The following is a 22961-nucleotide window of genomic DNA, read 5'->3' on the forward strand; positions in this document are numbered from 1 at the left end:
CTACTCTGCCGTTGCCAGTTCGGTGCTGCCGCGACGGGTGCGACGGGTGAGCAGGTTAAAGAGCTGAATGCCGATCGCCTTGATCAGGTTGCCTTCTAGCTCCTTGAACATGGCCATGTTCATGCCAAAGGCGGCATTGGCTTCGTCTACGATGCGGTCGGCAGTGGCTTCGTCCACGGGCAGGCTGTCGAGGCGATCGCGATACATCACCTTAAACGCCTTCTCGTCGGGAATCTGCTCAAACTCGTAGAAGCTGGTGCCCTGTCCATCTGACAGGTTCATGGCGTTTTGGGCAATCTTCTTGAGGATTTGCCCACCAGAGAGGTCACCCAGATAGCGAGTGTAGAGATGGGAAACCAGCAGTTCGGGGTTCTCGTTCGAGACTTCCCGAATGCGGGTCACATAGTCTTGGGCGGCGGCCGACGGCGCAACCTGCTCTTTCCAGTTTTGACCAAAGTAGTAGGTCAAGTCTTGCTCCAGGCTGGCTTTGCGGTTTAGCTCTGGAAAATAGAGCTGAGAGAGCAGCGGATGTTCGCGGTGACGCTGCATTTCTTCTTCCATTGCCGAGTAGACAAAGTAGAGATTTGCCACCAGCTTGCGATAAGAAGTGGGTTCCACCGTGCCTTTCAGAAAACAGGCGACAAAGCCCGTATTCTCCGCCATTGAGTGAGATTTTTTGGTTCCCTCGCGGAGTTTGGATGCTAAATTGCTGCTCATGCTAAATGTCCTGCTAAATATCCCAACTAAATGCGTCTACTAGCGAAAATCCACTAGCGGTTTCGGTGCCTTTTCCAGCGTGTTCTCACAGCTCTCTTAACCAGCTTATTCGACACAACCCGACAACCTGAAGCAGGAACCCCAGACTTGCGCTCTGGCTTTCCAGCCTGTTTGCCAAGCTTGCGCCCCCCATCGACCCACCACGCCTAGCGCTGAATGACTGAATCGGGTGATGGCGTGTTTCCTCTTGAATCGGCACTAAACCGTTGCAAAGAGCACCTAAATTGTTACAGTAGTCTGATTTGATGAGAGTTTTTGTTAAAAATTCTTACGCTCTGTCGGCTGAACCTATAGTCAAGATAGGTAGTTAAGACAGGTAGTTAAGACAGGTCTTGGGGCGGCTCGAACTGACGCAGCGGAAAGCGATAAAACACTCCGCCTTGCTCATCTACTTCAAAGTTGGCCTCAAACTCTTTTGCCCGCTCGTCCAGGTATTGCTTGGCCATGTTGCCCGATATGTTGGCGGCCATTGCAAACTGCATCACGCTGAAGCAGCCGTTATGGGCCCGCGCCGTTTCAAAGAAAAGACTGCGGAGGCGATCGCCCTCCTCCTCTCGCCAATCTCGGCGCAACCCCCACAGCAGCCAGCCACCCCCAAGCATCATCGGCACCCCCAGCATCAGCCCGCCCAGCACCATGTCTCGCCGTTCTTCAGGGGGTTCGCTTTCATCAAATGGCGCAAGGGCCGCCACCATCAGAAACAGCATACTCAGGCTGAGCAGCACACCGGAGGCTATTTGACGAAGAAGTTTCATAGGTCGGGTGAATAGCGCAAACGAATAGATGAGCAATGCACCCGTAGAATGCCCTGAATCAGCCGCTTAGAAAACCCTGTGGAAGGCAAAAGTATGGCAAGCGCTTAGCGAACGGCCTCCAGCAGGCGCGAAAAGTAAAACTGCGTCTTGGTCATGGCATTGCGCTTCACCGTCCATCCTTGGCTTTCCAGCACCACCACCACATCAACTTCGCGGTGCAGATAGGCGCGAGTGGCTTTGCTGGGGCCGGGGAAAAAGTCGCCGATTTTCTTCAGCAGGCTGTAGGCCAGCGTCTTAGGCGCAAAGCTGAGAATCAGCCGCGACTCTGCCAGGGAACCCAGATGGGCAATCATCCGCGCTGCATCTGCTTGCGGGTAGTGGATCAGCACATCCAAACAGATGACCGTGTGATACTTGCCACTGAGCGATTCCAGGTCTTGCACTGCAAAGGTGGGATTGCCGGACAAACCCAGCGCTTCGGCCCGCTCTTTGGCTTCGCCCACCATTTTTTCGGAAATGTCGCTAGAGAAAACCGTTGCGCCCATCTGCGCCAGGGGAATGCTGAGGCTGCCCACGCCACAGCCCGCATCGCAAACGGTGAGGTCGCTGGTGTTGCCGTCGTCCCGCAGCCAGCCCAGCACGGTGTCCACGGTTTGCTGATGGCCTTTGCGGATGTCGAGTTGGACTTTGTTTACTTCGCCGTCGCCGTAGATGCGTCGCCAGCGGTCAAATCCGGTCGCATTGAAATAGTCCCGGACGATGGTTTTGTCGTCGAGTGCGTTGGTCATTTAGGGGTTAGGGGTTGGGGTTTAGGGGTTAGGGCGCAAATTTACGTCAATTACTTTGCGCCGCCCATGCGGATTTCGGAGCAGAAGGTGGCCATGCTGAAGCCGCCGAAGCGCTTGAGAATGCTGGTACGCAGGCGCAAGTTGGGGCTGGCAAACCAGAGTCGCTCTTCGGAATACATAGTCTCGTATTCGGTAATCAGCGTTAGGGAGTCGTCATCGCCCATGACGTAGCGTCCGGCCACGGGGGCCTTTTCGGCGTATCCCTGTTCGCGCAGCATTTTGCCTTCGTTGGGCTGGTCGGCATCAGCAACGGGCACAATCACGGTGGAGCCTTCGTGCTTTTCTTTGTCCCACTCCATCGTGCCATCCCAAGTGACGCGGGCCCCGCACAGCGCCAGGGCCGGGTCGATTTCATACTGCTGGCACAGCGCAACGACGGCCGGGTCATCCTTGCTCAGCAGGTCGATGACGATGTCGGACTTGCCGCTCTCCGTTTGCTTGAACGCGAGGTGATGGCTGGTGCGCTGGGAGAACCATTTGCCGCTGCTCTGTTCAAAAAATTCGACGATATCCATTGTTGTTTTGTGAGGATTAAAACCTAAATTCTGGTCAAAGCGAAACCTGGGCGGGCAGCGGCTTCACAGAGCGCGATGTCCTGCAACATTCCTTATCTTATAGCGATCGCCCCCCGCAATTTGCACCGTCTCTAGAAATCGCCGAAAGCGGCGGCTGTTTAGCAATGTGCCTAAATGTGCCTAAAAGCCCAAATTTAACTGCCAGCCCAGCAGCCGCCCGACGTGCTGCGGCGCACAGTCTACCAGTCGCAGTTGCCACACGCCCCGGGCCGAGCGATTTAACACCGTCCGCAACAGCGGCGTGGTTTGCAGCGTGTAGGTCGTTTGCAGGCGGGTACGGCGGCCGAGGATGCGGCTTTGCAACAGGATGGGTTCGCCCTGGGGCGGCAGCAGGGTGATTTCCAGGTCGCCCAGGTAGCTATGTTCTACGTCTACGGTAATTCGCAGGTCGCGCAGGGGGCGATCCGCGCGATCCCCACGAGAATCGCCCTGCACTTGCAGGATGCTGGTCGCGCCACGGGGGGTGTCGTCGGGGATGGCGACGGGGGTAGTGTTGGAAAGCTGCTGCCATTCTGTAGGGGCGATCGCTGCCGGAATCCTGCGCCGTGCTGCCTCCACTGCCCGTGCCGCGTTCACCCTGCCATAGCCAAACCATTTGGAATGGCCGCTGGCATCATAAGTGCCAAACCGCAATCCCAGTTGGGGATCAGGGTCGGTGTCCACAATTTTGTCGGCGGTTTCCTGCAAAATTTGCTTGACTTCCCGCGCCGTCAGGTCTGGATTGACCGACAGCACCAGCGCCGCCACGCCCGCCACCACCGGACAGGCGCTCGATGTGCCGCCGAAGGTGTTGGTAAAGCTGCCGGGGTCATAACCTGCCGCCCCCAGGCGATCGGTCGTGAACACGCCCACCCCCGGCAGCGCCGCCCGAATTTGTGGGCCCGTGTAGGTGTAGCCCGTCTGCGGCAGCCACATCCCCGGCGGCGCGTTGTTGCTGGGGGCGGCGACCGAAATCGCGTCGCCCCAGTTGCTATAGGCGGCTTTTTTGTCGAGGCTGGTGCTGGCGGACACGGCGATCACGTCGGGATGCACCGCAAACCCGTTTAGCCACTGGGTATTGCCGCGCAGGACGTTGTTCACCCAGCCCTGCTCGTTGATCGTGCCGCTGGTGGGGCGGTTGGCGTTGCCTGCGGCAAAGACGACGACGCAGCCCTTGCCGCCGCGTCCCTGCGTCGCCGCCCGATTAATCGCCGCCCGCTGCCGCAGCGACAGCGGAAAGTAGGCCGCGCTGGCTCCCCAGCTACAGGAAATCACCGCCGCGCCCTTTTGCAGCGCCCAGTCAAATAGCGACTCGATCGCTTGGTCGTCCAGAAATCCAGTGGTGCGGAGCGGCATCAGGCTGCATCCCGGCGCAACGCCAACGATGCCAAACTGGTTTTCTTCGGCGATCGCCACACCCGCACAAGCCGTACCGTGGTTTTCGTGCGACGCTTCCGGCAGCGGCAGACTGGTTTGCAGCTTAAAGTCTCGCGGCTGCACGATTTTTCCTGGCCCCTGAAAGTCGGGATGGTTCAGGTCAAAGCCGTCGTCGGTGACGGCCACAACGACCGCCCGACTGCCCCGCGTGATGTCCCAGGCGGGTTCGACAGAAATGTGGGCCGTCGGCGCAATCTGGGAGCCGCCCTGGGTTTGCAGATACCACTGGCGGGGATATTCTGGCTCCTGGGGGCGATAAAGCTGCTGGGCGCGGATGACGATGTTGGGTTCCGCCAGCAGCACATCCGGGCGGTGCATGAGTTGGTTGGCCAGCTTGATCGGGTTTGCCCTGGCTTGCGGGGTTACCTCAAACACGTAGGTCTGGGGAATGCCGACGACGGGCTGGGCGGGCCTGAGGCCGAGGTCAAGGGCGATCGCCCCCATCGCTTCCGTCGTCACGCTGTTGGCAAACTGCACCGTCAGCTCATCGGTCAGGTAAACCCGCGTTTGCGGATTTTGCGCCAGTTGATAGACATGGCTCGCAAAGGCAACGTGCGGATGCGCTCTGGCTCGGTCGATCCCCGCATCCGCCTGACCCGCTGCCGTTTTCACCTCGATCAAGTCCACGCCAGGAACCGGGCGCATAGATTCTACGTCTAACTGCTGAACCCAATCCTCCAGGGTCATTTCGTCGGGCGCTTCTGCCGTCGGGCGAAACGTAAAGCGATCGCCCAGCTTTTGCAGCTGCAATTCCTCGCCGCCCCGCTGCAAAATCATGCCCTCCTGCTCCGCCAATACACCAGAGGCAGGCAGCATCGCGTCTACCGGATTTCCTTCTGCCTGAAAATCGTCCCCACCCCTCGGTGATGCACTGGAAGAGGGGCGATCGGGCGGCACAGATCCAGTCATAGGGGTCTACTCAACTTCAAACGACAATAAACCCTCAGTACATAGCACAATTGGTTGCGCTCAGTGCTTTTTGGTCACGAAGTTTAAGCAAGAATAAATAGACAAAGCATCCAAGTGGTAGTATTTACTCTGTGCATTCGCAGGTGCATTTGGTCAGGTTCACGTCTATTCTCTTCAACCTTCTCAAGTCTACGCAGAGGCCCATGGTATCTTTCAACGCCCTTCGTCCACGCTCCTTGACCTGGCTTTTGGCGATGCCCGCCGCAGTCGCGACTGCGCTCGTTTCCAGCGTCGTTGTCGCCCAAACGCCCAGCCCTGCCGACCCCGATGCGGGCTTGCAGCAGCTTGAGCCAGTCACCCCTGCAAACCCCAGCCTTCCGGCTCCCAACGTCGCCCCCAGCAATCCTGATGACCTCCGTCCGCTGGCTCAGGACGGCAGCCTATTGAGCGTGCGATCGGGTCAGCGAATGCTAGAAGAAGCCCGCGCCGCAGCAGCCGTGCAAAACTATGATCTGGCCGTGCGGCGGCTGCAAGAAGCCCGCCAAGTCTTCAACCAACTGTCTAATTTCTACCAAGAGCTATTTAATAGCTTCACGGCAATCGACAACCGCATCGCCGACAGCCAGCGCCGTAGCGCCCTAGAAACGGCTCAACTGCGGGACGAAGCCACCTATCAACTTGCCCTGGTGCATCGGGCCCAAAACAAGCCTGACTTGGCTGTCCCGCTGCTGGTGCAAATCGTTCGCAGCCAGAACCCCACTCGTGATTTGGGGCAGCGGGCCTATCGCCAGCTTTATGAACTGGGCTTTGTTGATTCGCCCTTCCCCCGCAACCAAGATCCCGCTTCGACCTCCACTGCACCGCGTCAGTAGGGAAGCAGGCTCAGCAGTCTCTTGAAGTGACTCTTGAGGCAGCGTTTGAGACTGCTCATGGGGTAGCCTGGCTTTAGGCAGCACAATGCTTTAGGCAGCACAATCTAGGAGCGCGGAGATGATTAGTCCCAGCCAGGTAGAGGCGATGATTAAAGAAGCGATGCCCGACGCGCAGGTACAGATTCAAGACCTGACGGGCGGCGGTGACCATTATCAGGCGATTGTGGTTTCTTCAGCGTTTGAGGGCAAAAGCCTGATTCAGCAGCATCAGTTGGTGTATCGCGCGGTTGGCCCAGCGATGGCATCGGAAGCCATTCACGCCCTTTCACTGAAGACCTACACCCCCGAATCCTGGGCCGCAGGGCAGACGGCTTCCTGATTCAACTGAGATGAGCGTGGGGAGGTTCGCAGGATTGAGCCTCCCCGCTACACTATTAGCAGGATGCGGAACTTTAGAAAGCTACGCATTTGAAGTCTGCACTTTCCCAACTCTTCAGAACTTTTTCTACACAAGACCATGACTCCAGAACTCAAAGCAAGAATTGACGATCTGATCGCCCAAAACAAAATTCTGGTTTTCATGAAGGGCAATAAGCTGATGCCCCAGTGCGGCTTTTCTAACAACGTTGTGCAAATTTTGAATTCTCTCGGTGTGCCCTACGAAACGGTAGATGTGCTGGAAGACTACGAGATTCGGCAGGGCATCAAGGAATATTCAAGCTGGCCGACGATTCCCCAGGTGTATATCAATGGGGAATTTATTGGCGGGTCGGACGTGATGATCGAGCTGTATCAGCAGGGCGAACTTCAGCAAAAAGTCGAGGTGGCGCTCGCGTCTTAGGATGGATGCTGGGTCGAGCGATCGCCCCTAAGCTTGAGAGTATAAATCTCAAGAGAAAAATCTCCAGGGAAAAGTATGACCGAGCCAGGGAACTCCCGGTTTTGTGTTCAGAATGTGGTTCACAATGCGGGCGAGGCGATCGCCAGACCATGACCAAACAACTGCAAAAGTGTCTTCTATGGATGGAAACTCAGTAGCATAGAAATGGCTTAGCAGCTTGCTAGGGCGACCGATTTTACCTATTGGCAGCAACAGCCCGTTTCTCTGTGAAAGAACTGCTCGACGAACTTTGGAACCAGTTGCGACCGCCCCGGACGTTTTCCTGGCAGACACTGGTGCTACTGAGCTTGTTTTCGTGGGCGCTGTCGATCTTAGTTGAGACGCTGATTCTCAAGGATTTGCTGTCGCGGTTTGGCTGGCTGTTTCTGACGGTCGGAGTTGGCTGGGCGCTGTCGGGCAACAAGCTGAATATCCTGGGACTGGAAATCCAAACCGGCCCGTGGATCACGGGGGCGCTGGCCTGTGTGGTGCTGTTTGCAGGATGGGTGGGCGATTTGGGGCGCGTGGCGTGGGTCAGTTGGCCAATCTTTTCGGCAATTTCGGCGGCAGTGCCCTACTTTTTTCCCCGGTTTACCTTCAGCATCCCCGACCCCAAGGTGCGGCAAGACCTGATCCTGCGGGCGGTGCTGGCAGGCACCATGAGCTGCTGGATTCAGTTTCATTTTGTGGTGCAAGATTGGCTGCGCGACTATCCGACGCTGTTGTCGGACGATTTTCGGCGGAGTGCGTTTGTCGTGCGCCTGGATGAAGAGCAGCGCGACTCCAGCCGCAGCGTACCCCGTGCGGAACTGCTGATGAATCTGGCGGAGGGCTATATTCGGGGATCGCTCGAAGGAATTCCCTGGAGCGACACCGAGCGCTGGCTGATTGCGCTGGATCAGCAAGTTCCAGCCCTGCAAGACTATGTCTTTGAGGTGGCAAACCGATCGACAGCCCAAGAACTGGCTGAGGATAGGCTCTGGCGATTTAGCGCGGTGGTGCCTCCGGGCGAGCCGGAATATACCCTGCGGCTGCGGATGCTCTGGACGGGCCCAACCAGCACCAATTTTCCCTATGTCTATGAAAAGGCTTGCCTGATTTCTCAGGTTACGCCGCCGCTGGGTGCAGGCGAAGTGGTAGCGGGTGCGCCGCTGACGCGGGTGGAATGCAATCCCTTTCGGCGCATTTCGCTGGCGCAACCGCCGTAAAATCGAAATGCGGCGCGAACTGCCAGCGGGGTTGATGAGTGATACGCTTGCAGACGGCAGGCGAGTGGGCTTGGGACGTAAGGGAGTAAGGAGACGGTGAATCTCGGTCGCGTGTGGGTGATTGCCGTGAATGTGTTTCGTGAAGTGATTCGCGATCGCATTCTGTATTTGCTGGGCGTGTTTGCGATCGCGCTGGTGGCGATCGCCGCGCTGCTGCCCGAAGTGGCAGCAGGCACGGAACTGAAGATTTTGCTAGACGTGGGGCTGGCGGCTATCGGGTCTGACGGGGCTGGTGATTGCCATTTCGTCGGCACGGGCCTGGTGAACAAAGAAATCGAGAAGCGTACGGTCTATGTACTGATTGCCAAACCCGTCAGCAAGGCAGAATTCATTCTGGGCAAACATTTGGGGCTGTCGGCAGTGCTGGCGGTGCTAGTGGCCGCCATGACGCTGATTTTCGTAACGGTGGTCAGCTTTTATCGAGCGCCCTTTCCGCTGGCGAGCCTCTTGATTGCGGCGCTGTTCCAGTTTTTGGAACTCTCGCTGATGGTGGCGGTGGCGATTCTATTTGGGGTGTTTACCAGTTCTCTGCTGGCGATCGCCCTGACGGTGGGCATTTACCTCATGGGGCACTTTAGCCGCGATCTGGTCAGCCTGGGCAACCTCAGCCAAAACCCAGTGATGGAGCGGATAACGCAGGGACTCTACCTGCTGCTACCTGACCTCGCTCGGCTCAACCTGAAAAATCAGGCCGTGTATGGCTTGGCGGCTCTGCCTCCTGCATCGGAACTGTGGGCCAACGCGGCCTACGGGGTGCTGTATACGGCGCTGCTGCTGGCGATCGCCACGGTCATCTTTTCTCGCCGCCAGTTTTAGCCGCGTCCCGCGATCTCTCCTACACCCCCACGCTCAGCGCCGCCAGCACCCCTTCAAAGAGCTTCAGCCCGTCGGTATTGCCCAAGGCGGGGTCGGCGGCGCGTTCCGGGTGGGGCATCATGCCCAGCACATTGCCCCGGCGGTTGCAGATGCCCGCAATGTGGCCCAGAGATCCGTTGGGGTTGCTGGCTTCCGTCAGGGAACCGTCTGCCGCGCAATAGCGGAACAGAATTTGCTGATGATCTTCCAGAGCCGCCAGCGTGTCTGCATCGGCATAGTAGCAGCCTTCGCCGTGGGCGATCGGCAGCGTAATCACCTGCTGGGGTGCATAGCGCTGGGTCCAGGGCAAATCGACCCGCTCGACGCGCAGCGAAACGCGATCGCAGATAAAGTGCAAATCCCGATTTCGCACTAGCGCCCCCGGCAGCAGCCCCGCCTCCGTCAAGACCTGAAAGCCATTGCAGATGCCCAGCACCAAACCGCCCCGCTCGGCGTGCTGCACCACGGACTGCATCGCGGGCGAAAACCGGGCGATCGCCCCACAGCGCAAATAGTCGCCATAGCTGAACCCACCGGGCACAATCACCAGATCCAGTCCCGACAGGTCGCTCTCTTCGTGCCACACCATCCGCGTCGGCAGCCCCAGCAAATCGCGGGTCACCATTGCCGCGTCGCGATCGCAGTTGGAGCCAGGGAAGACGATGACACCAGTTTTCATGGGGGTTTAGGGGTTAGGGGTTAGCTCAAACCGATAATTCTCAATCACCGGATTGGCCAAAAGCTGGTCACACATCCGGTCAAGCTGGGTGCGGGCATCGCTTTCGTTGGCAGCGGTGAGGGTCAGTTCTACATACTTGCCAATGCGAACCGGGCCAACGTTGTCATACCCAAGGTGCTGGAGTCCGGACTGTACAGCGGTTCCAGCCGGATCGAGAACGGAGGGACGCAGGGTGACGTATACCTTGGCCTGGTAGGTCTGATTCATGGGAAGGGGTGGGTGCAATGCAGCAGATTAGCGAGGATTAGCCCAGGAGCAGGACAAACTCGCATCCCATTTTATAGCGCTTTGGAGCGTCTGGTGGCGATCGGAGCGCGATCGCCCCGCAGGTTTCCCCACAAGTGGATGGGCGATCGCGATTATGATGAGACAGAACAGGACTCACGATCCCACTGCGTCGAAACTCAATCATTCGCGCTGCCGCATTGCCCAATCCCCCTGAAACCGCCATGAGAACGCGCCGCACCCGCAACCAAGAGCGAATTCTCACCTTGCTCAAGACTTTGAATCGGGCTGTTTCAGCGCAGGAAATCTTTCTGGAACTGCGAAAGGAGGGGCATAATATCGGGCTGGCGACGGTCTATCGGTCGCTGGAGGCCCTGAAGTTGGAGGGCGTGGTGCAAAGCCGTCAGCTCAGCACAGGCGAAGCGCTCTACAGTTCCACGCAGGAAGATCGCCACCACCTGACCTGCCTACGCTGCGGCAGTTCTCTGCCCATCGACGAGTGCCCAGTGCATGAACTGGAGGAGCAGCTCAATCAGTCCTACCGGTTCAAGATTTACTACCACATGCTGGAGTTTTATGGGTTGTGTACCCAGTGCCAGGAGGCGATCGCCAGCTCGACGCAGCAAGACCAAGGCGCAGAGGGTTAAATCCGTCCTATACGCAGCCAACTAGCCCTCTAGCGGAATTGCAAACACCCAGTCACGAAACTCCGGGTCGCGGTTTTCGGTGATGGCGGTCAGTTTGTCCCGCAGTTGGTCGGTCACAGGGCGCTGAGGAGAATACTCGTAGTTTTCGACACGACGAACGGGCGTGACGCGGGCCGCCGTGCCGCTGAGAAAAACTTCATCGGCGATGAACAGTTCCGACTTGTCCACTGGCCGCTCGATCACCTCAATCCCCAGCGACCGGGCAACGGTAATCACGCTGTCGCGGGTAATGCCTTCCAAAATGTCTTGGTCAAACCCCGGCGTGATCAGCTTGCCATTCCGCACGATGAAAATATTCATGCCCGATGCTTCGCTGACTTTGCCCTGAGAATTGAGCAAAATCGCCTCGTCGAAGCCCGACTCCACGGCTTCTGTCTTGGCCAGCGACGAGGTAATGTAAGCTCCACTAATCTTGCCACGCAGAGGCAGGCTGCGGTCTTCCTGACGATGCCAGGAGCTAATGCGACAGCTCACGCCTTCCGGCGAAAGGTAGTCGCCCAGTTCTAGCCCGTAGACAAAGAAATCCTTTTCAACACTGTGGAGCCGGGGCGAGATGCCTAGATCGGACGTGTAGACAAAAGGGCGAATGTAGAAAGAGGTCGTGGGGCTGTTCTTTTTTACAAAGTCGATGATCACCTGCTGGATCTTGTCAGGTGGCAGGTCATAATGCATAAAGCGGGCGCTCTGGCTAAGGCGCTGGCTGTGGCGATCCAGCCGAAACAGCAGGATTTGCCCAGGATTCTGCGGATCAGGAAGGCCGCGCATTCCCCCAAAAGCGCCCGTTCCGTAGTGGAGTGCGTGGGTCGCGATTGAAACGTTGGCCTCGGCAAACGGAACGAACTGGTGTCGGAAATATGCGATCGGCAGAAAATTGTGCATGGTTAATGAAGATAGAGCGGCAAGCTGAAGGGGCCGCAGGATTTCATCGTAATGGATAGCCTACGCGCAAGGCGATTGTTCGATCAAGTCTTGTAATGATCAGCAAGGCTTGCAGCCAAGGTTTGTAACAAACGCTGCAACAGAGTGTTCATGCAACGGGCTAGGTCATGAGCATTCGCTCTAGTGCGTCGATGTCGGGAATTCGCAGCGTGTCGCGATCGCGAGCAATCAGGCCCTTGCGCTCCAGTTTGCTTAACACGCGCGTCACGGTTTCTCTCGCCAGTCCGCTGAGGCTGCTTAGCTCTCGGTGCGGCAAGTTGGGAATTTCGATACCGCCCTCGGCCTTTTTGCCCTGACCATCTGCCAAAAACAGGATGATATCCGCGACCCGCGATTGGCTATCTGACTCGCGCAGCCGCAGCCGTCGGTTTACCTGCCGTAGCCGTCGGGCCATCAATTGTGCCAGCCGAATGCCTGCTTCTGGCTCTGTCTTCAGCAGCTTCACAAAATCCTGCGCGGGCATGTTGCCGATGACCGTCGGCACGAGCGTCAGCACGTCGGTTGAGCGGGGAACTTCATCTAGCGGAGCCATTTCACCAAACAGTTCACCCTTGCCCAAAATATTCAGCGTCACCTCTTTGCCGTCCAGGTTGTAGGTGCGGATCTTGACCCAGCCTTCCAGGATGAAATAAACCGAACTGCCCCAGTCGTTTTCTAGCAGCAAGACCTGTCCGGGGGGGTGGCTGCGCGTGACAACATGTACCGTGGCGTTTTCCACGGCATCTTCGGGTAATCCTTCAAAAAACGGGGCAGTGCGAATCAGCGCGGCATCACGAGATTCGCGGGGGCCAAGTCGATCGGGCATGGAGGCCTTGCTAAACGCTTGAAATCAAAAGCTTCGTCGCTTTTATGGGCACACGTAACGATCTATTAAATCATAGTCTGCCCATAGTCTGCCGAAGGCGGATTGAGCGTTTGTTTTCAACCGTTGCCAGAACCTTGGGGCCGTGGGCGCGGCGGTCGAGAGTGAGATGGGAATTATTTTCCCTTAGTTTGCAACACAGGCTACAAAAAAGGCTGCAACATTGAGCAATAAAGGCTGGTTGGCATCTGACCTTGGGCTATGATGAGCGCAGTTTCTAGCAGTGGTTTTGCGTCATCGTTTTCGGTAATTTTTTAGCAGCTATTTTTTATTGAGGGGGCGATCGCCCTATCCAGGTTCACCTGCCTATCCAGGTTCACCTGATAGATTCACCTGAAACCAGTAGGAGCAAGGTCATGTTTACAAATGGCGCACGCAGCGTTCCAGAGGTCGTTCAAACCGGCTATTCGGTGGACATCGGCAAGTACCTGGGCGAAGGCTGGGAGGTGTTTAAGAAAAACGCAGGCGGCTTTGCCGGGTTTACGCTGATTATGCTGTTGGTGTCGATAATTCCGCAGATCTTGCCGGAGCGCATCAAGCCTTTGGGCAGCATTGCCAGCAGCGTGTTGTCTGGGCCACTGGGCGCGGGTTTCTACATCGTGGCTTTCAAGCTGATGAAGCAAAGAGCCACAACCTTTAGCGATTTCTTCCGGGGATTCAACCATTTTCTGCCGCTATTTCTGGCTAGCCTAGTGACGGGTATTTTGACAGTAATTGGCTTTGCCTTGCTCGTTATTCCAGGCGTCTACTTGGCGGTCGCCTGGATGTTTACGACCCCGTTCATTGTCGATCGTAAGTTTGATTTTTGGGATGCGATGGAGTCGAGCCGCAAAGTGATTTCCAGAAACTGGTTTTCCTGGTTCAGTTTCCTGATTGTGCTGGCTTTGCTGAACTTTGTTGGAGTTCTGTTATTTGGGGTGGGTGCTTTGGTAACGATTCCCCTGTCGGCCTGTGCGGTGGCGATCGCCTATCAGGAGGTCATGGGGCTTTCCAACTCGGGTATCGCTGACGAAGGAGCGGGCATCACCGATAGTTTCTAGGATTCGGCTTCTAGAATTCGGCTTTCAGGATTCGGCTTCTGGGATTCCGCTGGCGATTTCTGACATCCAGTTGGCGATCGCAGGTTTTAGGATATAGAAAGTGGTTTCACGCTGCTTCTCTTCGTCCACCGCTATTTCTCCGTTGCCTACTGCACTGAACCCTGCTGTGAAATCTTCTAAACTCGCATTGATGGTCACCTTGGTTCCTGTGGCTGCCGTCTATTTTGGCGCTCTCTCCACGCTAGACAGCGCTTTTGTGGCCAAGAGCCTGCTGGTCGTCCTGCCAGTGCAGGTGGCGGCTTGTGTGTATTTGGTCTATCGCTATTGGAGCGGACGGCTTCTGAGGTAGGCGGTGGGCAGTGAGATTTAGAGGGAAGAAGGAAGAGAGAAGAAGGAAGAAGGAAAAGGGAAGCGAATAGTGAGTCTTTGAATTCCTTCTTTAGATAAAGTGATTTGCTTTGGGTTTCCCGGCGGTTTCCCAGTTCGCTCCTGTAAGCGTTGTAGAGTAACTATCCTTAGCCCCCGTAAAATTTGCCGATGCAACTGATTCCCAAGTCGCAAGCCCTCGCCGCGCAATCTTCTGAGCGCAAAGCCCTGACGCTGGACGTAGGCGGAATGAAGTGTGCGGGCTGCGTGAAGGCTGTGGAGACAGAACTGTTGCAGCAGCCGGGTGTGGTGGCGGCGACGGTGAACTTGGTGACGGAGATGGCGCTGGTGGAGGCAGAACCGGGCGTGGAGGGCGAAGCGCTGGCGATCGCCCTTACGGCGGCTGGCTTTCCTGCTCAACTGCGCGGCGATTCGGCGGCGAATGGGGCAACAGAAACACCCGCCGAACGCCAGCAGCGCGAAACGCGGGAACGGATGGGGCAATTGGCGATCGCCTGCACGCTGCTGGTTCTCTCGTTTTTGGGCCACCTCAGCGCCTTTGGACTAACATTGCCTGGGCTGAGCAATATCTGGTTTCATGCAGGGCTGGCGACGCTGGCGCTGCTGTTTCCTGGCCGCAGCATGGTGATCGACGGCTGGCGCGGGCTGCGGCGCGGCGCACCGAATATGAATACGCTGGTCAGCCTGGGCACGCTGACGGCCTACAGCGTTAGCGTGGTAGCGCTGCTGGTTCCGACCCTGGGCTGGGAGTGCTTTTTTGATGAACCCGTAATGCTGGTGGGCTTTATCTTGCTGGGGCGTACGCTAGAGCAGCAGGCCCGCAGTAAGGCGACCGCATCCCTACAATCCCTGGCGGCAATGCAGCCCAGCACGTCCCGCCGGATTCCTGCTGCGATGGCCACGCTGACGGGCGAGGAGTCGGTGACGCTGGCAACAGAGCAGGTGCGGGTGGGAGACTGGCTGCTGGTGCTGCCAGGTGAAAAAATTCCGGTGGATGGCGAGGTGACGGTCGGCCAAACAACGGTCGATGAGTCGATGCTGACGGGCGAATCGAGTCCGGTGCTAAAGCAGGCGGGCGATCGGGTGGCAGCGGGCACGGTAAACCAAACGGGGGCGATCGCTCTCCGCACCACGCGCACCGGAAAAGACACAACCCTGGCGCAAATCATCGCCCTGGTCGAAACCGCCCAAACCCGCAAAGCGCCGATCCAGCGGCTGGCGGATAGCGTGGCAGGCTACTTTACCTATGGCGTGCTGACGCTGGCGCTACTGACGTTTCTATTCTGGTATTTCGTAGGGCTACCCCTCTGGCACGACTCCATTGCCGCGCTGGGTATTCATGAGATCGGGCTGGGCACGGCCCACACCGCCCACCTCGCCCACACGGGGATGACTGGCGACTCGGCTATGATGCACGCCGCTATGCCGTCGCCGCTGTTGCTGAGCCTGAAGCTGGCGATCGCCGTCTTGGTGATTGCTTGTCCCTGTGCGCTGGGCCTGGCCACGCCGACCGCCATTCTGGTTGGCTCTAGCCTGGGGGCAGAGCGGGGCCTGCTGATTCGCGGCGGCGACGTGCTGGAAAAGGCGCAGGCTTTGGACACCCTCGTTTTCGACAAGACGGGCACGCTGACCCAGGGCCGCCCGCTGGTGACGGACTGCGTACCGCTAGCGGCGGGCTGGACGACAGCGCGGCTGCTGCAACTGGCGGCGACGGTTGAAGCCGGGACTACTCACCCGCTTTCTGCGGCGATTCGCCAAGCCGCGCAGCAGCAGGCGTTGTCCCTGTTGCCCGCCGCCGAATTCCAGACGCAGCCCGGGCTGGGTGTATCTGCACGGGTAGAGGGCGCACGGGTCTACCTGGGTACAGCAAACTGGCTGCGGCAGAATGGCGTTTCGCTAGAAGAGGCGGTTTGCAAACAGGCGGAGGCGATTGCCGAAACGGGCAAAACCGTTGTCTACATTGGCGTGGAACAACAGTGTGTGGGCTTCATGGCGATGCAAGATCCACTGCGGCCCGATGCCCTCCACGCCGTGCAGCGGCTTCGCGAAGCCGGACTGGAATTGCGCCTGTTGACGGGTGATCAGCCTGCGGCGGCAAGGGCGATCGCCCAGATGTTGGGCTTTGCGCCTGAAGACGTGCAAGCTGGCCTGTTGCCCCAAGAAAAAGTAGCGGCGATCGCCCAGCTTCAGGCCCAGGGACGGCGGGTGGGCATGGTGGGCGACGGCATCAACGACGCGCCCGCGCTGGCCCAGGCGGATGTCAGCATTTCTCTGCACTCTGGCACGGATGCAGCGATCGAGGCCTCGGAGATTGTGCTAATGGGCGATCGCCTGACGGACATCAGCGCCGCCCTGTGCCTCAGCCGCGCCACCTTCAACAAGATCCGCCAAAACCTGTTCTGGGCCTTTGCCTATAACCTGCTGGGTATTCCCGTTGCGGCGGGCGTGCTGCTGCCCACGCTGGGTCTGATTCTCAGTCCGTCGGCGGCGGGCGGGCTGATGGCGCTCAGTTCCGTCAGCGTCATCACTAATTCGCTGCTGTTGCGCCTGACAGACAAGGGCGATCGCTAATTCACGTTTGGCAAAATTATTCCCGCACGGTCACGGGCGTTCCCAGCGCCACTTCGTCATACAGCGCCTCGATGTCGGCATTTCGCATTCGCAAGCAGCCGTGAGACACCGCCTGCCCCACCGAGTCGTCGCGGTTGGTGCCGTGAAAACCGATCGAGTGAACTCCGTCTGTCCAGAAGCTAATCCACCTTGTCCCCAGGGGGTTGCGCGGGTCGTTGCCGATTAGCTCTTTCGTAATCGGATGCTCCCACAGGGGATAGGTCTGTCGATCGATGACGCGAAACGTGCCCTGCGGCGTTTCCCAGCCGTCTTGTCCAATAGCAACGGGGTAGCTGGCCTTGATCTGATCGCCGTGATAAAAGTACACCTGGCGATCGCTCAGATCCACCACCAGTCGGGGCGTATGCAGTGGGAGCGTTGTCAGCGTCTTGCGGGCAGATTGCACCGGGACAAAGCCGGAGGCTTGCGGACGGGGGGAACCCGCTGTGCGAGGCTGGACACGAGGATCAGCCTGCGAGGGAGTAGGCGGCAGGATGCCCGTGGCTAGGGCGGCGAGCGCCCGCTCAGGAGCAGACCTGTCCGAATTCCTGGATGAAACTGAAACCGCCTGCACCTGTGCTGAAGATAAGGAACGAGATGCAGAACCCGTCTGCACCAAAGCTGGCGGGGATGTAGCAGACAAGGCAGAGGGCACAGGGCTAGACGAGGGAGATGGCGGCGCTGGCGAAGGAACTGCTGCGGGAGCAGGCTGGGGTGAAGGGGTTGAGCCTGTCTGGGGAGCGGGTGGTGTAGCGGACTGGGGAGCAACGGGCACAATCGGCGCGATCGCCCTTGGCTGCCACCCACCAGGACGGCTGGGCAGGTCGCCCGAAGGCGAGACAGGCGGCACGGGAGAAACCGTTGCAGATGGCTGTGGGGCAGATAAGCGATGGGCAGCGTGGGGAGAGCGGCTGCGCGACGGCTGATAGGTCAACACCAGCAGCCCAGCCGCCGCAAAACATAGCATCATGAAACCGCGGGCGATCGCCCACTGTCCGTCCGTGCCCACTGTTCCCAGCGATTCGCGTCTCGCCCTCACCACCGCTATTCGTTCAAATCGTTATTCATTCAAATCGCTCAAACTTGCCCCAGCGCCCCTCTATCTTAGTCCGCCTTGCCAGCCAAAAGCTTGCCAAGTTCATCACAACCTGGCAGGATTTCAATCCAGAGACTGCCTATCGATTAACCCTAGCGGCGACGCACCGACCGAGCCGTCTGCCGTCTGGGGCGCTGCCTGGTCCGACCGGTCGCTAGACCCGTCATGCTGGCCAGACCCATCAGCACACCGGGCAGCATGGCTCCTGGGCTGGCGTGAACCTTGGCAGCCGTCGGGCGCAAGTCATTTGCCTCAAGGCGCGGGCTGGAGCTATATCCTGGCACAAGGCTCAGCAGGGCCGAGACACCCGTGGCAATCAGCAGGGCGATCGCCCCCGTCTCGTCCGTCGGCTTAGCAAACTCATTCTTCATGCCAAAGGAGGCGTAGAGAAAATAGAGCGAAATCAACGCGCTCAGCAAAATGAGAAACGTGATCACGCCAGGACTATTGGCAAAGGTGTAGATCGGGCCCTTTGCGGCGGAAAACTCTTCAAATGTAGAAAACGGGCTACTCATGGGGTGTATCTCCTGTCTAAACCTAATCCATCGCCAACTCAGAAGAGGTCGGAGCCTGGGGCGTGCCATTGCCCCCAACCCCTTTAGTAATGCTGGAAATCAGCGTCATGGTGGGATATTCGGGATAGCCTTCAATGCCCAGATCGGCAATGTCTAGACCCATCACCTCTTCTTCCCGCGACACCCGCAACAGGTTAAACCGCTTCAGCAGCCAGCTTACGCCGTAGCCTGGGATAAAGCCCAGCAGCACCACAGACACCAGCGCTCCGATCAGTTGTCCAACAAAATTGATGGGCGGAATGTCGGCTCCTTGGGGATAGCCCGCCGCAAAGATGCCCGTCAGCACCGCTCCCAGCAGTCTGCAAACACCGTGAACCCCGACTGCGCCCACGGCATCGTCAATGCCTGCTTTCTCAATTGCCACAATCACCTTGGGCATGAGAAATGCGCCCGCGAACGCCAGCACAATCACCAGCGCCGGATGGTACAGATCCAGCCCTGCACCCACGGTAATAATGCCTGCCAGTCCACCGGAGATTGTGAAGAAAGGCTCACTCCTAGAGGAAATGTAGGCTCCCACCAGTCCTGCGGCCAGCGCCAAGGTAGTGTTCACGCCAATCGAGGCCAGCGTCATCGGCGTGCCGTAGATCGTCGTCTCACCTGTGTATCCGGGCAAAAAGATGACGCAAGCCGCTAAAAAGGCATAGAATCCCACAAAAATCAGCATCAGCCCCACCATCGTCAGCGGTAGGTTGTGGGGCAAGATGGGGCGCGGGTTGCCCGCTTCGTCATACTTGCCGACCCGCGGCCCCAGGTTAATCAGCACGCCTAGAGCAAAGAAGCCCGAAATACCGTGGACGATGGCCGAGCAGCCGAAATCGTGATAGCCCAGGTTGGTCACAAACCAGCCGAAGGGGTTCCAGCCCCAGGCCGCCCCGACCACCCAGGTAAACGCGCCCAACACGACGGACAGAACCAAGTACGCGCCCACCTTGACCCGCTCGATCAGCGCTCCTGACAAGATGGAGGCCGTGGTCATGGCGAATAGCGCAAAGGCAAAGAAGAAGACCCCTGTCAGATGGTCTCCAGTGTTGGGCGCTAGGGCTGGCGACCAGGGGTAAGACGCTTCGACCAGTTCCATTGCGGACTGGATGGTTTCGCTTTGCTCAGGGTTTGTCCAGGGGCCAAGAATGCCGCCCGTCACGGGGAACAATGGGAAGGCGTTATACACCCACCAGCCAAAGAAGAAAAAGGCAAGCCCAACGCTGGCAAGCGTCAGCAGGTTTTTGACCATCGTGGCCAGGACGTTTTTGGTGCGCGATGCGCCGCCCTCGTAGGCGAGGAATCCGGCGTGGATCAGCAGCATAAACACAGATGCCCAGTAGTAAAACGTCTCTGAGGCAAATGTTCCGAGGAATTCTTGTGCTTCGGGTGACATGGGTTAGGAGGTGGAGTTACGAGTCAACGGCAGGCTATTGAAAATGAAAATAGCCAGCAATGAAAATAGCTAGAAACAGCGATTGGTGAAGATTGGCCAGAGGAACCAGAGGCTTGTGAGGAGGCAGGAAAAGACTCAGCAAGATTCAGGGGTGCTTCTGTTAAACCCCTGCGCGGGCTGATGACGATGGCACGCAGCCGACGATGCAGGGGTCAGCATTCTGATATGAAGCGAATATTAAAGTCAGCCCGTCTTGACAAATGTATTCCAGTTAACCATCCGTAACCGGGTTCTGGAAGATGACCGCAAGGGCGATCGCCGTTCCCAGCATCAGCAGCAGTCCCAGCGCCCCGGCCAGCGGTTTGCCATCCAACCCCGTGATCCAGGCAGGAACTCGTCCGGTCGGTTCTAGAGCGCCTAGAGTCTCTAGGCTGGCGATCGCCATGATCCAGCCTGCATGTAGCCCCCACGCCAGTCCCAGGTTTCCTCTGGCGATCCAGCAGGCTCTGCTGAGAACCAGCCCCATGACCAGCAGCCCAGGCAGTTGCGGCACGGTTGCCCGCCCGTCCCAAACCAGATGCAGCAGAGCAAACAGCAGGTTGGCGATCGCCACAGCAGTCAGCGTTTCCAGGTCAAAGCCCAGTACCCGCGGCAAAAATCCCCGAAAGACCAGTTCCTCAATTAACCCCACCACCAGCCCCAGCCCTGCCACGGCAACCAGAGATATCACTGCGCTGTGGCTCGGCGGCTGCATCTGCCAGTGGCTCCAGCCCAGCCCCACCTGCACCCCCAGCCACAGCCCAACGCCAGCAATCGCCATAAGCAGCCCTAGCCCTAGCCCTTGCCACAGGGACTCACCCATCGTTAGCCCATAGACCTCGAAGCCGCTGCGGGCCGAAAGTCGAGGACTCAACCGCCCGGCGATCCACAGCGCTGCCGGAGCCAGCAGGTATAGTCCCAGCAGCAGCGGGATTTTTTGGGAGGGTGAAATGGGTTTGCCCGGTCGCCACCGGAGGGCGATCGCCATCGGCAGCAAAATCGGCAGCCCCAAACCTATCCACACTGCAAAAAAGAGCGCCGCCTCACCAAAGTTCAGCAGCGCCAACAGTTCGACATCAAATTTGAGGTCAAAAAACATGAGCAGCACTATTCTTCATCCGAGTCTTCGCCGTCCTTGTCGCGGTCAATTTGAATGAGATGAATGTGCTTATAACCCAGCTTGATTTCAAACTCATCGCCAGGTTTTAGGCCCATTTTGTCAGTGTAGGTGGCACCGATTACGATCTGTCCATTTTTGTGGACACTGACGCGATAGGTCGGCTCTCGCCCGCGCCCGTCTCGATCTGATCCGGTTTCTAGAGAAATTCCTCGGGCTGCCAGCAAAGCCTCATAAAAAGCCGCCATGTTGACGCGAGGCTGCTGATTTTTGCCGACGGTCTGATAGCCGCACTGAATAGCTTTATCTCGCGCCTTGAGATGCGAAACTTCCTTTAGCTTCTGAAGCAGTGCCTTTCCGGTCAATGGAGATGTCGCGATTTCTGTCATTGCGTTTAGAGCATCCTCTATTCCAAGACGACTATGTTCAAAAACGACTCGAACACGAGATGGACTTAAACCTGCCGTGGGCGATCGCCCTTGAGAAATTTTGTGGAGATGTTTGGTGCGGAGCAGCGCTGTTCTGAAATTTTGAACCCAGACTACCGTACCCCAATGAACCAAAACGCTCTAAAAAAGACCTAGCGGTAGAGAGGTTTTCAAGCAGAGATTGAGAGGAACTCTATATCAGGTCTGAAAGCTCTCAATACTGCTGTAGCTAAAGCTAAACGCACCTTGCTTGACGACTATTTTCCACAAGCTTGACCACCAAAGCGTTGAAAATACGAGCTTTTGCCTGTGTCATCCAGAATTCGAAAGATTTAGCTTGATAGAAATAGAGCAGTCCCGTTGAATGCTGGCCTGGACTTAATCTATCCCGATCTCTATCCTGAGCTGCCCCCTCTAGGCTGACCTATTGGCTAACCTCATTGGGCTATCTAGAGCAAAAATCTTCTTAGGATTACCTGCTCAGAGTCACCGATTCAGGATTACGACACTCAACTTAGCCTCCCAACGCTTGCAAGCGCAGCCAAACCTGGAAAATGCCAAAACAAAAGTGAGAGTAGCTTGAACTACATACCCTAAATTATAGCCTTAAGCTTTACCCAGTTTAAAGCGTTAATCAAAGGTCAAGGTTTTATAAAAAACTGAGACCGCTTTGCAAGCTTGAAACCAGATTGACATAGTAGAACTCTCAATTTTTCAATTTACTAGAATTTTGGATTGCGGTAAAGTGCAACTTGCCTTATGAACTAAATCTTGGGATCTCCCATTGCTCAATCAATGCAAAACAATGCGGTATTTACCTGTGAATGCCGTTGAATCCCTAGAAATTAAGAAAGACTACGAAGGTTTCACGACTATCAAAGACTGCTGGCATTGACGAGATAACCTATTTGAAGGATTGACAAACGATGGAGGGCTGAGAAAATACCAAGTAAACATGAACTAGATCCAGAAAAGTATCCGGGCGATCGCCCAGGGTAAGTCGCAATTTTTCTACGGCATTTTCTTGCGAGGCGAGGTATGCGCTACTCCAAAAAGACGTGAGTTTCGCAACCACCTGCACACTTCACTAGCTTCAAAAACGCCTCAAAAACGCTGTCCAAGAATTAGCCGTCTTGCATAGCAGCAAAGTTGTGCTTCAACGTAGGGACTGGACCTGCCTTCAGACTGAATCAACCTAGCAGCGGATCGCTTTCAGAATTGGTATCCTTGAGTGCTGAAAGAAGGGGAAATTGGGCGATCGCCCGCAGTTTCTGCCTGAATTCTTGACCTGCATTCTCGATTAACTCGATTGGGAATATATCGTTGACCCCGCCCGCCGTAGGAGGCTGAACTGGATGCGTTCCCAGAGCAGGGGTTGGGGTCAGCGCTGGATGAACTTAAGATAAGCATGGGATGAGCATGGAGTTCAGCATTCAGCGCAGCCAAGATTTCCCGTTTCAGACTAGGATAGTGGCAGAACAATCTAGAACAATCCCCCGCTTGTTTTAAGCGAAGCAACCGGTAGACGAAATCAAACCGACAAAGTCAAATAGACGAAATCAAGCAGACGAAATCCATCTGTTTGTTTCTTCTAGACCCCCTTGTCAAAATTGGGCAGCCAGTCGCTCGCAGCTTCCGTTTCACAATGCCCGTTTAGTCTGGCA

The 22961-nt window shown here is 57.1% G+C and carries 25 protein-coding genes; 9 read left to right on the plus strand and 16 right to left on the minus strand.

Going from position 1 to position 22961, the window contains the following annotated elements; all coding sequences use genetic code 11:
* The 5 genes from O77CONTIG1_RS04755 to O77CONTIG1_RS04775 form a co-directional block, all read right to left on the minus strand.
* Positions 1–717, minus strand: a complete 717-nt coding sequence (locus O77CONTIG1_RS04755; protein WP_068508505.1) for a heme oxygenase (biliverdin-producing) — start codon at positions 715–717, stop codon at positions 1–3.
* Between the two features lie 380 nt (positions 718–1097).
* A complete protein-coding gene (locus O77CONTIG1_RS04760) occupies positions 1098–1532 on the minus strand; it encodes a hypothetical protein (RefSeq protein ID WP_156434942.1) in 435 nt (144 codons plus the stop codon).
* A 104-nt stretch (positions 1533–1636) separates the two neighbouring features.
* Complete coding sequence (bchM, locus tag O77CONTIG1_RS04765) at positions 1637–2320, minus strand: magnesium protoporphyrin IX methyltransferase (protein ID WP_068508508.1); 684 nt, start codon at positions 2318–2320, stop codon at positions 1637–1639.
* 50 nt (positions 2321–2370) lie between these two features.
* Entirely contained in the window at positions 2371–2895 is a 525-nt protein-coding gene (locus O77CONTIG1_RS04770) for a phycobiliprotein lyase (RefSeq protein ID WP_068508510.1), read from the minus strand.
* A 180-nt stretch (positions 2896–3075) separates the two neighbouring features.
* Complete coding sequence (locus O77CONTIG1_RS04775) at positions 3076–5280, minus strand: S8 family serine peptidase (protein WP_286132547.1); 2205 nt, start codon at positions 5278–5280, stop codon at positions 3076–3078.
* A gap of 203 nt (positions 5281–5483) precedes the next feature.
* Between O77CONTIG1_RS04775 and O77CONTIG1_RS04780 the strand changes: the two genes are divergently transcribed.
* From O77CONTIG1_RS04780 to O77CONTIG1_RS04800, 5 genes are all read left to right on the plus strand, one after another.
* On the plus strand, positions 5484–6152 hold the full coding sequence (locus O77CONTIG1_RS04780) for a hypothetical protein (RefSeq protein ID WP_156434943.1): 669 nt from the start codon (positions 5484–5486) through the stop codon (positions 6150–6152).
* Positions 6153–6270: 118 nt separating this feature from the next.
* On the plus strand, positions 6271–6531 hold the full coding sequence (locus tag O77CONTIG1_RS04785; RefSeq protein WP_068508513.1) for a BolA family protein: 261 nt from the start codon (positions 6271–6273) through the stop codon (positions 6529–6531).
* Between the two features lie 138 nt (positions 6532–6669).
* Positions 6670–6993, plus strand: coding sequence for a Grx4 family monothiol glutaredoxin (grxD, locus tag O77CONTIG1_RS04790; protein ID WP_068508515.1), 324 nt, complete (start codon positions 6670–6672; stop codon positions 6991–6993).
* A gap of 266 nt (positions 6994–7259) precedes the next feature.
* Positions 7260–8240 carry a DUF5357 family protein gene (locus O77CONTIG1_RS04795; protein WP_068508517.1) on the plus strand — a complete coding sequence of 327 codons (981 nt, stop codon included), beginning with the start codon at positions 7260–7262 and terminating at the stop codon, positions 8238–8240.
* A 96-nt stretch (positions 8241–8336) separates the two neighbouring features.
* Positions 8337–9116: an ABC transporter permease subunit gene (locus O77CONTIG1_RS04800; RefSeq protein ID WP_068508519.1), complete on the plus strand. Its 780-nt coding sequence runs from the start codon at positions 8337–8339 to the stop codon at positions 9114–9116.
* A 19-nt stretch (positions 9117–9135) separates the two neighbouring features.
* Here O77CONTIG1_RS04800 and purQ read toward each other — a convergent pair whose 3' ends face one another.
* From purQ to O77CONTIG1_RS04815, 3 genes are read right to left on the minus strand one after another with little or no spacing between them, the layout of a single operon-like run.
* Positions 9136–9834 carry a phosphoribosylformylglycinamidine synthase subunit PurQ gene (gene purQ, locus O77CONTIG1_RS04805; protein ID WP_068508521.1) on the minus strand — a complete coding sequence of 233 codons (699 nt, stop codon included), beginning with the start codon at positions 9832–9834 and terminating at the stop codon, positions 9136–9138.
* A gap of 6 nt (positions 9835–9840) precedes the next feature.
* Positions 9841–10101 (minus strand): phosphoribosylformylglycinamidine synthase subunit PurS, encoded by a 261-nt coding sequence (gene purS, locus O77CONTIG1_RS04810; protein ID WP_068508523.1) that lies wholly within the window; start codon positions 10099–10101, stop codon positions 9841–9843.
* A gap of 37 nt (positions 10102–10138) precedes the next feature.
* Positions 10139–10345, minus strand: a complete 207-nt coding sequence (locus O77CONTIG1_RS04815; RefSeq protein WP_068508524.1) for a hypothetical protein — start codon at positions 10343–10345, stop codon at positions 10139–10141.
* Here O77CONTIG1_RS04815 and O77CONTIG1_RS04820 point away from each other — a divergent pair.
* Positions 10344–10766, plus strand: a complete 423-nt coding sequence (locus O77CONTIG1_RS04820) for a Fur family transcriptional regulator (protein WP_068508525.1) — start codon at positions 10344–10346, stop codon at positions 10764–10766. The genes O77CONTIG1_RS04815 and O77CONTIG1_RS04820 overlap by 2 nt on opposite strands.
* 21 nt (positions 10767–10787) lie before the next feature.
* On the opposite strand, the gene O77CONTIG1_RS04825 is transcribed toward O77CONTIG1_RS04820, so the two are convergent.
* Positions 10788–11705: a branched-chain amino acid transaminase gene (locus tag O77CONTIG1_RS04825; protein ID WP_068508526.1), complete on the minus strand. Its 918-nt coding sequence runs from the start codon at positions 11703–11705 to the stop codon at positions 10788–10790.
* 160 nt (positions 11706–11865) lie between these two features.
* Complete coding sequence (locus tag O77CONTIG1_RS04830) at positions 11866–12570, minus strand: Crp/Fnr family transcriptional regulator (RefSeq protein ID WP_068508527.1); 705 nt, start codon at positions 12568–12570, stop codon at positions 11866–11868.
* Between the two features lie 413 nt (positions 12571–12983).
* On the opposite strand from O77CONTIG1_RS04830, the gene O77CONTIG1_RS04835 reads away from it, so the two are divergent.
* Positions 12984–13667: a hypothetical protein gene (locus O77CONTIG1_RS04835; protein ID WP_068508528.1), complete on the plus strand. Its 684-nt coding sequence runs from the start codon at positions 12984–12986 to the stop codon at positions 13665–13667.
* A gap of 24 nt (positions 13668–13691) precedes the next feature.
* Here O77CONTIG1_RS04835 and O77CONTIG1_RS24185 read toward each other — a convergent pair whose 3' ends face one another.
* Positions 13692–13865 carry a hypothetical protein gene (locus O77CONTIG1_RS24185; protein WP_156434945.1) on the minus strand — a complete coding sequence of 58 codons (174 nt, stop codon included), beginning with the start codon at positions 13863–13865 and terminating at the stop codon, positions 13692–13694.
* Here O77CONTIG1_RS24185 and O77CONTIG1_RS24190 point away from each other — a divergent pair.
* Together O77CONTIG1_RS24190 and O77CONTIG1_RS04840 are read left to right on the plus strand one after the other, a co-directional pair.
* On the plus strand, positions 13858–14016 hold the full coding sequence (locus tag O77CONTIG1_RS24190) for a hypothetical protein (RefSeq protein WP_156434947.1): 159 nt from the start codon (positions 13858–13860) through the stop codon (positions 14014–14016). The genes O77CONTIG1_RS24185 and O77CONTIG1_RS24190 overlap by 8 nt on opposite strands.
* A gap of 188 nt (positions 14017–14204) precedes the next feature.
* A complete protein-coding gene (locus tag O77CONTIG1_RS04840; RefSeq protein ID WP_068508529.1) occupies positions 14205–16625 on the plus strand; it encodes a heavy metal translocating P-type ATPase in 2421 nt (806 codons plus the stop codon).
* A gap of 16 nt (positions 16626–16641) precedes the next feature.
* Here the strand turns inward: O77CONTIG1_RS04840 and O77CONTIG1_RS23300 are convergent, their stop codons facing one another.
* The 5 genes from O77CONTIG1_RS23300 to O77CONTIG1_RS04870 form a co-directional block, all read right to left on the minus strand.
* Positions 16642–17706 (minus strand): L,D-transpeptidase family protein, encoded by a 1065-nt coding sequence (locus O77CONTIG1_RS23300; RefSeq protein WP_225894686.1) that lies wholly within the window; start codon positions 17704–17706, stop codon positions 16642–16644.
* 146 nt (positions 17707–17852) lie between these two features.
* Entirely contained in the window at positions 17853–18275 is a 423-nt protein-coding gene (locus O77CONTIG1_RS04855; RefSeq protein WP_068508533.1) for a hypothetical protein, read from the minus strand.
* A gap of 22 nt (positions 18276–18297) precedes the next feature.
* Positions 18298–19713, minus strand: a complete 1416-nt coding sequence (locus tag O77CONTIG1_RS04860) for an ammonium transporter (RefSeq protein WP_068508535.1) — start codon at positions 19711–19713, stop codon at positions 18298–18300.
* Positions 19714–19984: 271 nt separating this feature from the next.
* Positions 19985–20851 carry a CPBP family intramembrane glutamic endopeptidase gene (locus tag O77CONTIG1_RS04865; RefSeq protein ID WP_225894687.1) on the minus strand — a complete coding sequence of 289 codons (867 nt, stop codon included), beginning with the start codon at positions 20849–20851 and terminating at the stop codon, positions 19985–19987.
* An 8-nt stretch (positions 20852–20859) separates the two neighbouring features.
* Positions 20860–21258: an AbrB family transcriptional regulator gene (locus tag O77CONTIG1_RS04870; protein WP_068508539.1), complete on the minus strand. Its 399-nt coding sequence runs from the start codon at positions 21256–21258 to the stop codon at positions 20860–20862.
* Positions 21259–22961 lie beyond the last annotated feature (1703 nt).

Origin of the sequence: Leptolyngbya sp. O-77, assembly GCF_001548395.1 — a bacterium.
Taxonomy (GTDB): Bacteria; Cyanobacteriota; Cyanobacteriia; order Elainellales; family Elainellaceae; genus Thermoleptolyngbya.

Bases quoted from the DNA above. Each gene is read 5' to 3' on its own strand.
- O77CONTIG1_RS04755 (WP_068508505.1), bottom strand. From the start codon at position 717: ATGAGCAGCAATTTAGCATCCAAACTCCGCGAGGGAACCAAAAAATCT.
- O77CONTIG1_RS04760 (WP_156434942.1), bottom strand. From the start codon at position 1,532: ATGAAACTTCTTCGTCAAATAGCCTCCGGTGTGCTGCTCAGCCTGAGT.
- bchM (WP_068508508.1), bottom strand. From the start codon at position 2,320: ATGACCAACGCACTCGACGACAAAACCATCGTCCGGGACTATTTCAAT.
- O77CONTIG1_RS04770 (WP_068508510.1), bottom strand. From the start codon at position 2,895: ATGGATATCGTCGAATTTTTTGAACAGAGCAGCGGCAAATGGTTCTCC.
- O77CONTIG1_RS04775 (WP_286132547.1), bottom strand. From the start codon at position 5,280: ATGACTGGATCTGTGCCGCCCGATCGCCCCTCTTCCAGTGCATCACCG.
- O77CONTIG1_RS04780 (WP_156434943.1), top strand. From the start codon at position 5,484: ATGGTATCTTTCAACGCCCTTCGTCCACGCTCCTTGACCTGGCTTTTG.
- O77CONTIG1_RS04785 (WP_068508513.1), top strand. From the start codon at position 6,271: ATGATTAGTCCCAGCCAGGTAGAGGCGATGATTAAAGAAGCGATGCCC.
- grxD (WP_068508515.1), top strand. From the start codon at position 6,670: ATGACTCCAGAACTCAAAGCAAGAATTGACGATCTGATCGCCCAAAAC.
- purQ (WP_068508521.1), bottom strand. From the start codon at position 9,834: ATGAAAACTGGTGTCATCGTCTTCCCTGGCTCCAACTGCGATCGCGAC.
- purS (WP_068508523.1), bottom strand. From the start codon at position 10,101: ATGAATCAGACCTACCAGGCCAAGGTATACGTCACCCTGCGTCCCTCC.
- O77CONTIG1_RS04820 (WP_068508525.1), top strand. From the start codon at position 10,344: ATGAGAACGCGCCGCACCCGCAACCAAGAGCGAATTCTCACCTTGCTC.
- O77CONTIG1_RS04815 (WP_068508524.1), bottom strand. From the start codon at position 10,345: ATGGCGGTTTCAGGGGGATTGGGCAATGCGGCAGCGCGAATGATTGAG.
- O77CONTIG1_RS04825 (WP_068508526.1), bottom strand. From the start codon at position 11,705: ATGCACAATTTTCTGCCGATCGCATATTTCCGACACCAGTTCGTTCCG.
- O77CONTIG1_RS04830 (WP_068508527.1), bottom strand. From the start codon at position 12,570: ATGCCCGATCGACTTGGCCCCCGCGAATCTCGTGATGCCGCGCTGATT.
- O77CONTIG1_RS04835 (WP_068508528.1), top strand. From the start codon at position 12,984: ATGTTTACAAATGGCGCACGCAGCGTTCCAGAGGTCGTTCAAACCGGC.
- O77CONTIG1_RS24190 (WP_156434947.1), top strand. From the start codon at position 13,858: ATGGTCACCTTGGTTCCTGTGGCTGCCGTCTATTTTGGCGCTCTCTCC.
- O77CONTIG1_RS04840 (WP_068508529.1), top strand. From the start codon at position 14,205: ATGCAACTGATTCCCAAGTCGCAAGCCCTCGCCGCGCAATCTTCTGAG.
- O77CONTIG1_RS04855 (WP_068508533.1), bottom strand. From the start codon at position 18,275: ATGAGTAGCCCGTTTTCTACATTTGAAGAGTTTTCCGCCGCAAAGGGC.
- O77CONTIG1_RS04860 (WP_068508535.1), bottom strand. From the start codon at position 19,713: ATGTCACCCGAAGCACAAGAATTCCTCGGAACATTTGCCTCAGAGACG.
- O77CONTIG1_RS04865 (WP_225894687.1), bottom strand. From the start codon at position 20,851: ATGTTTTTTGACCTCAAATTTGATGTCGAACTGTTGGCGCTGCTGAAC.
- O77CONTIG1_RS04870 (WP_068508539.1), bottom strand. From the start codon at position 21,258: ATGACAGAAATCGCGACATCTCCATTGACCGGAAAGGCACTGCTTCAG.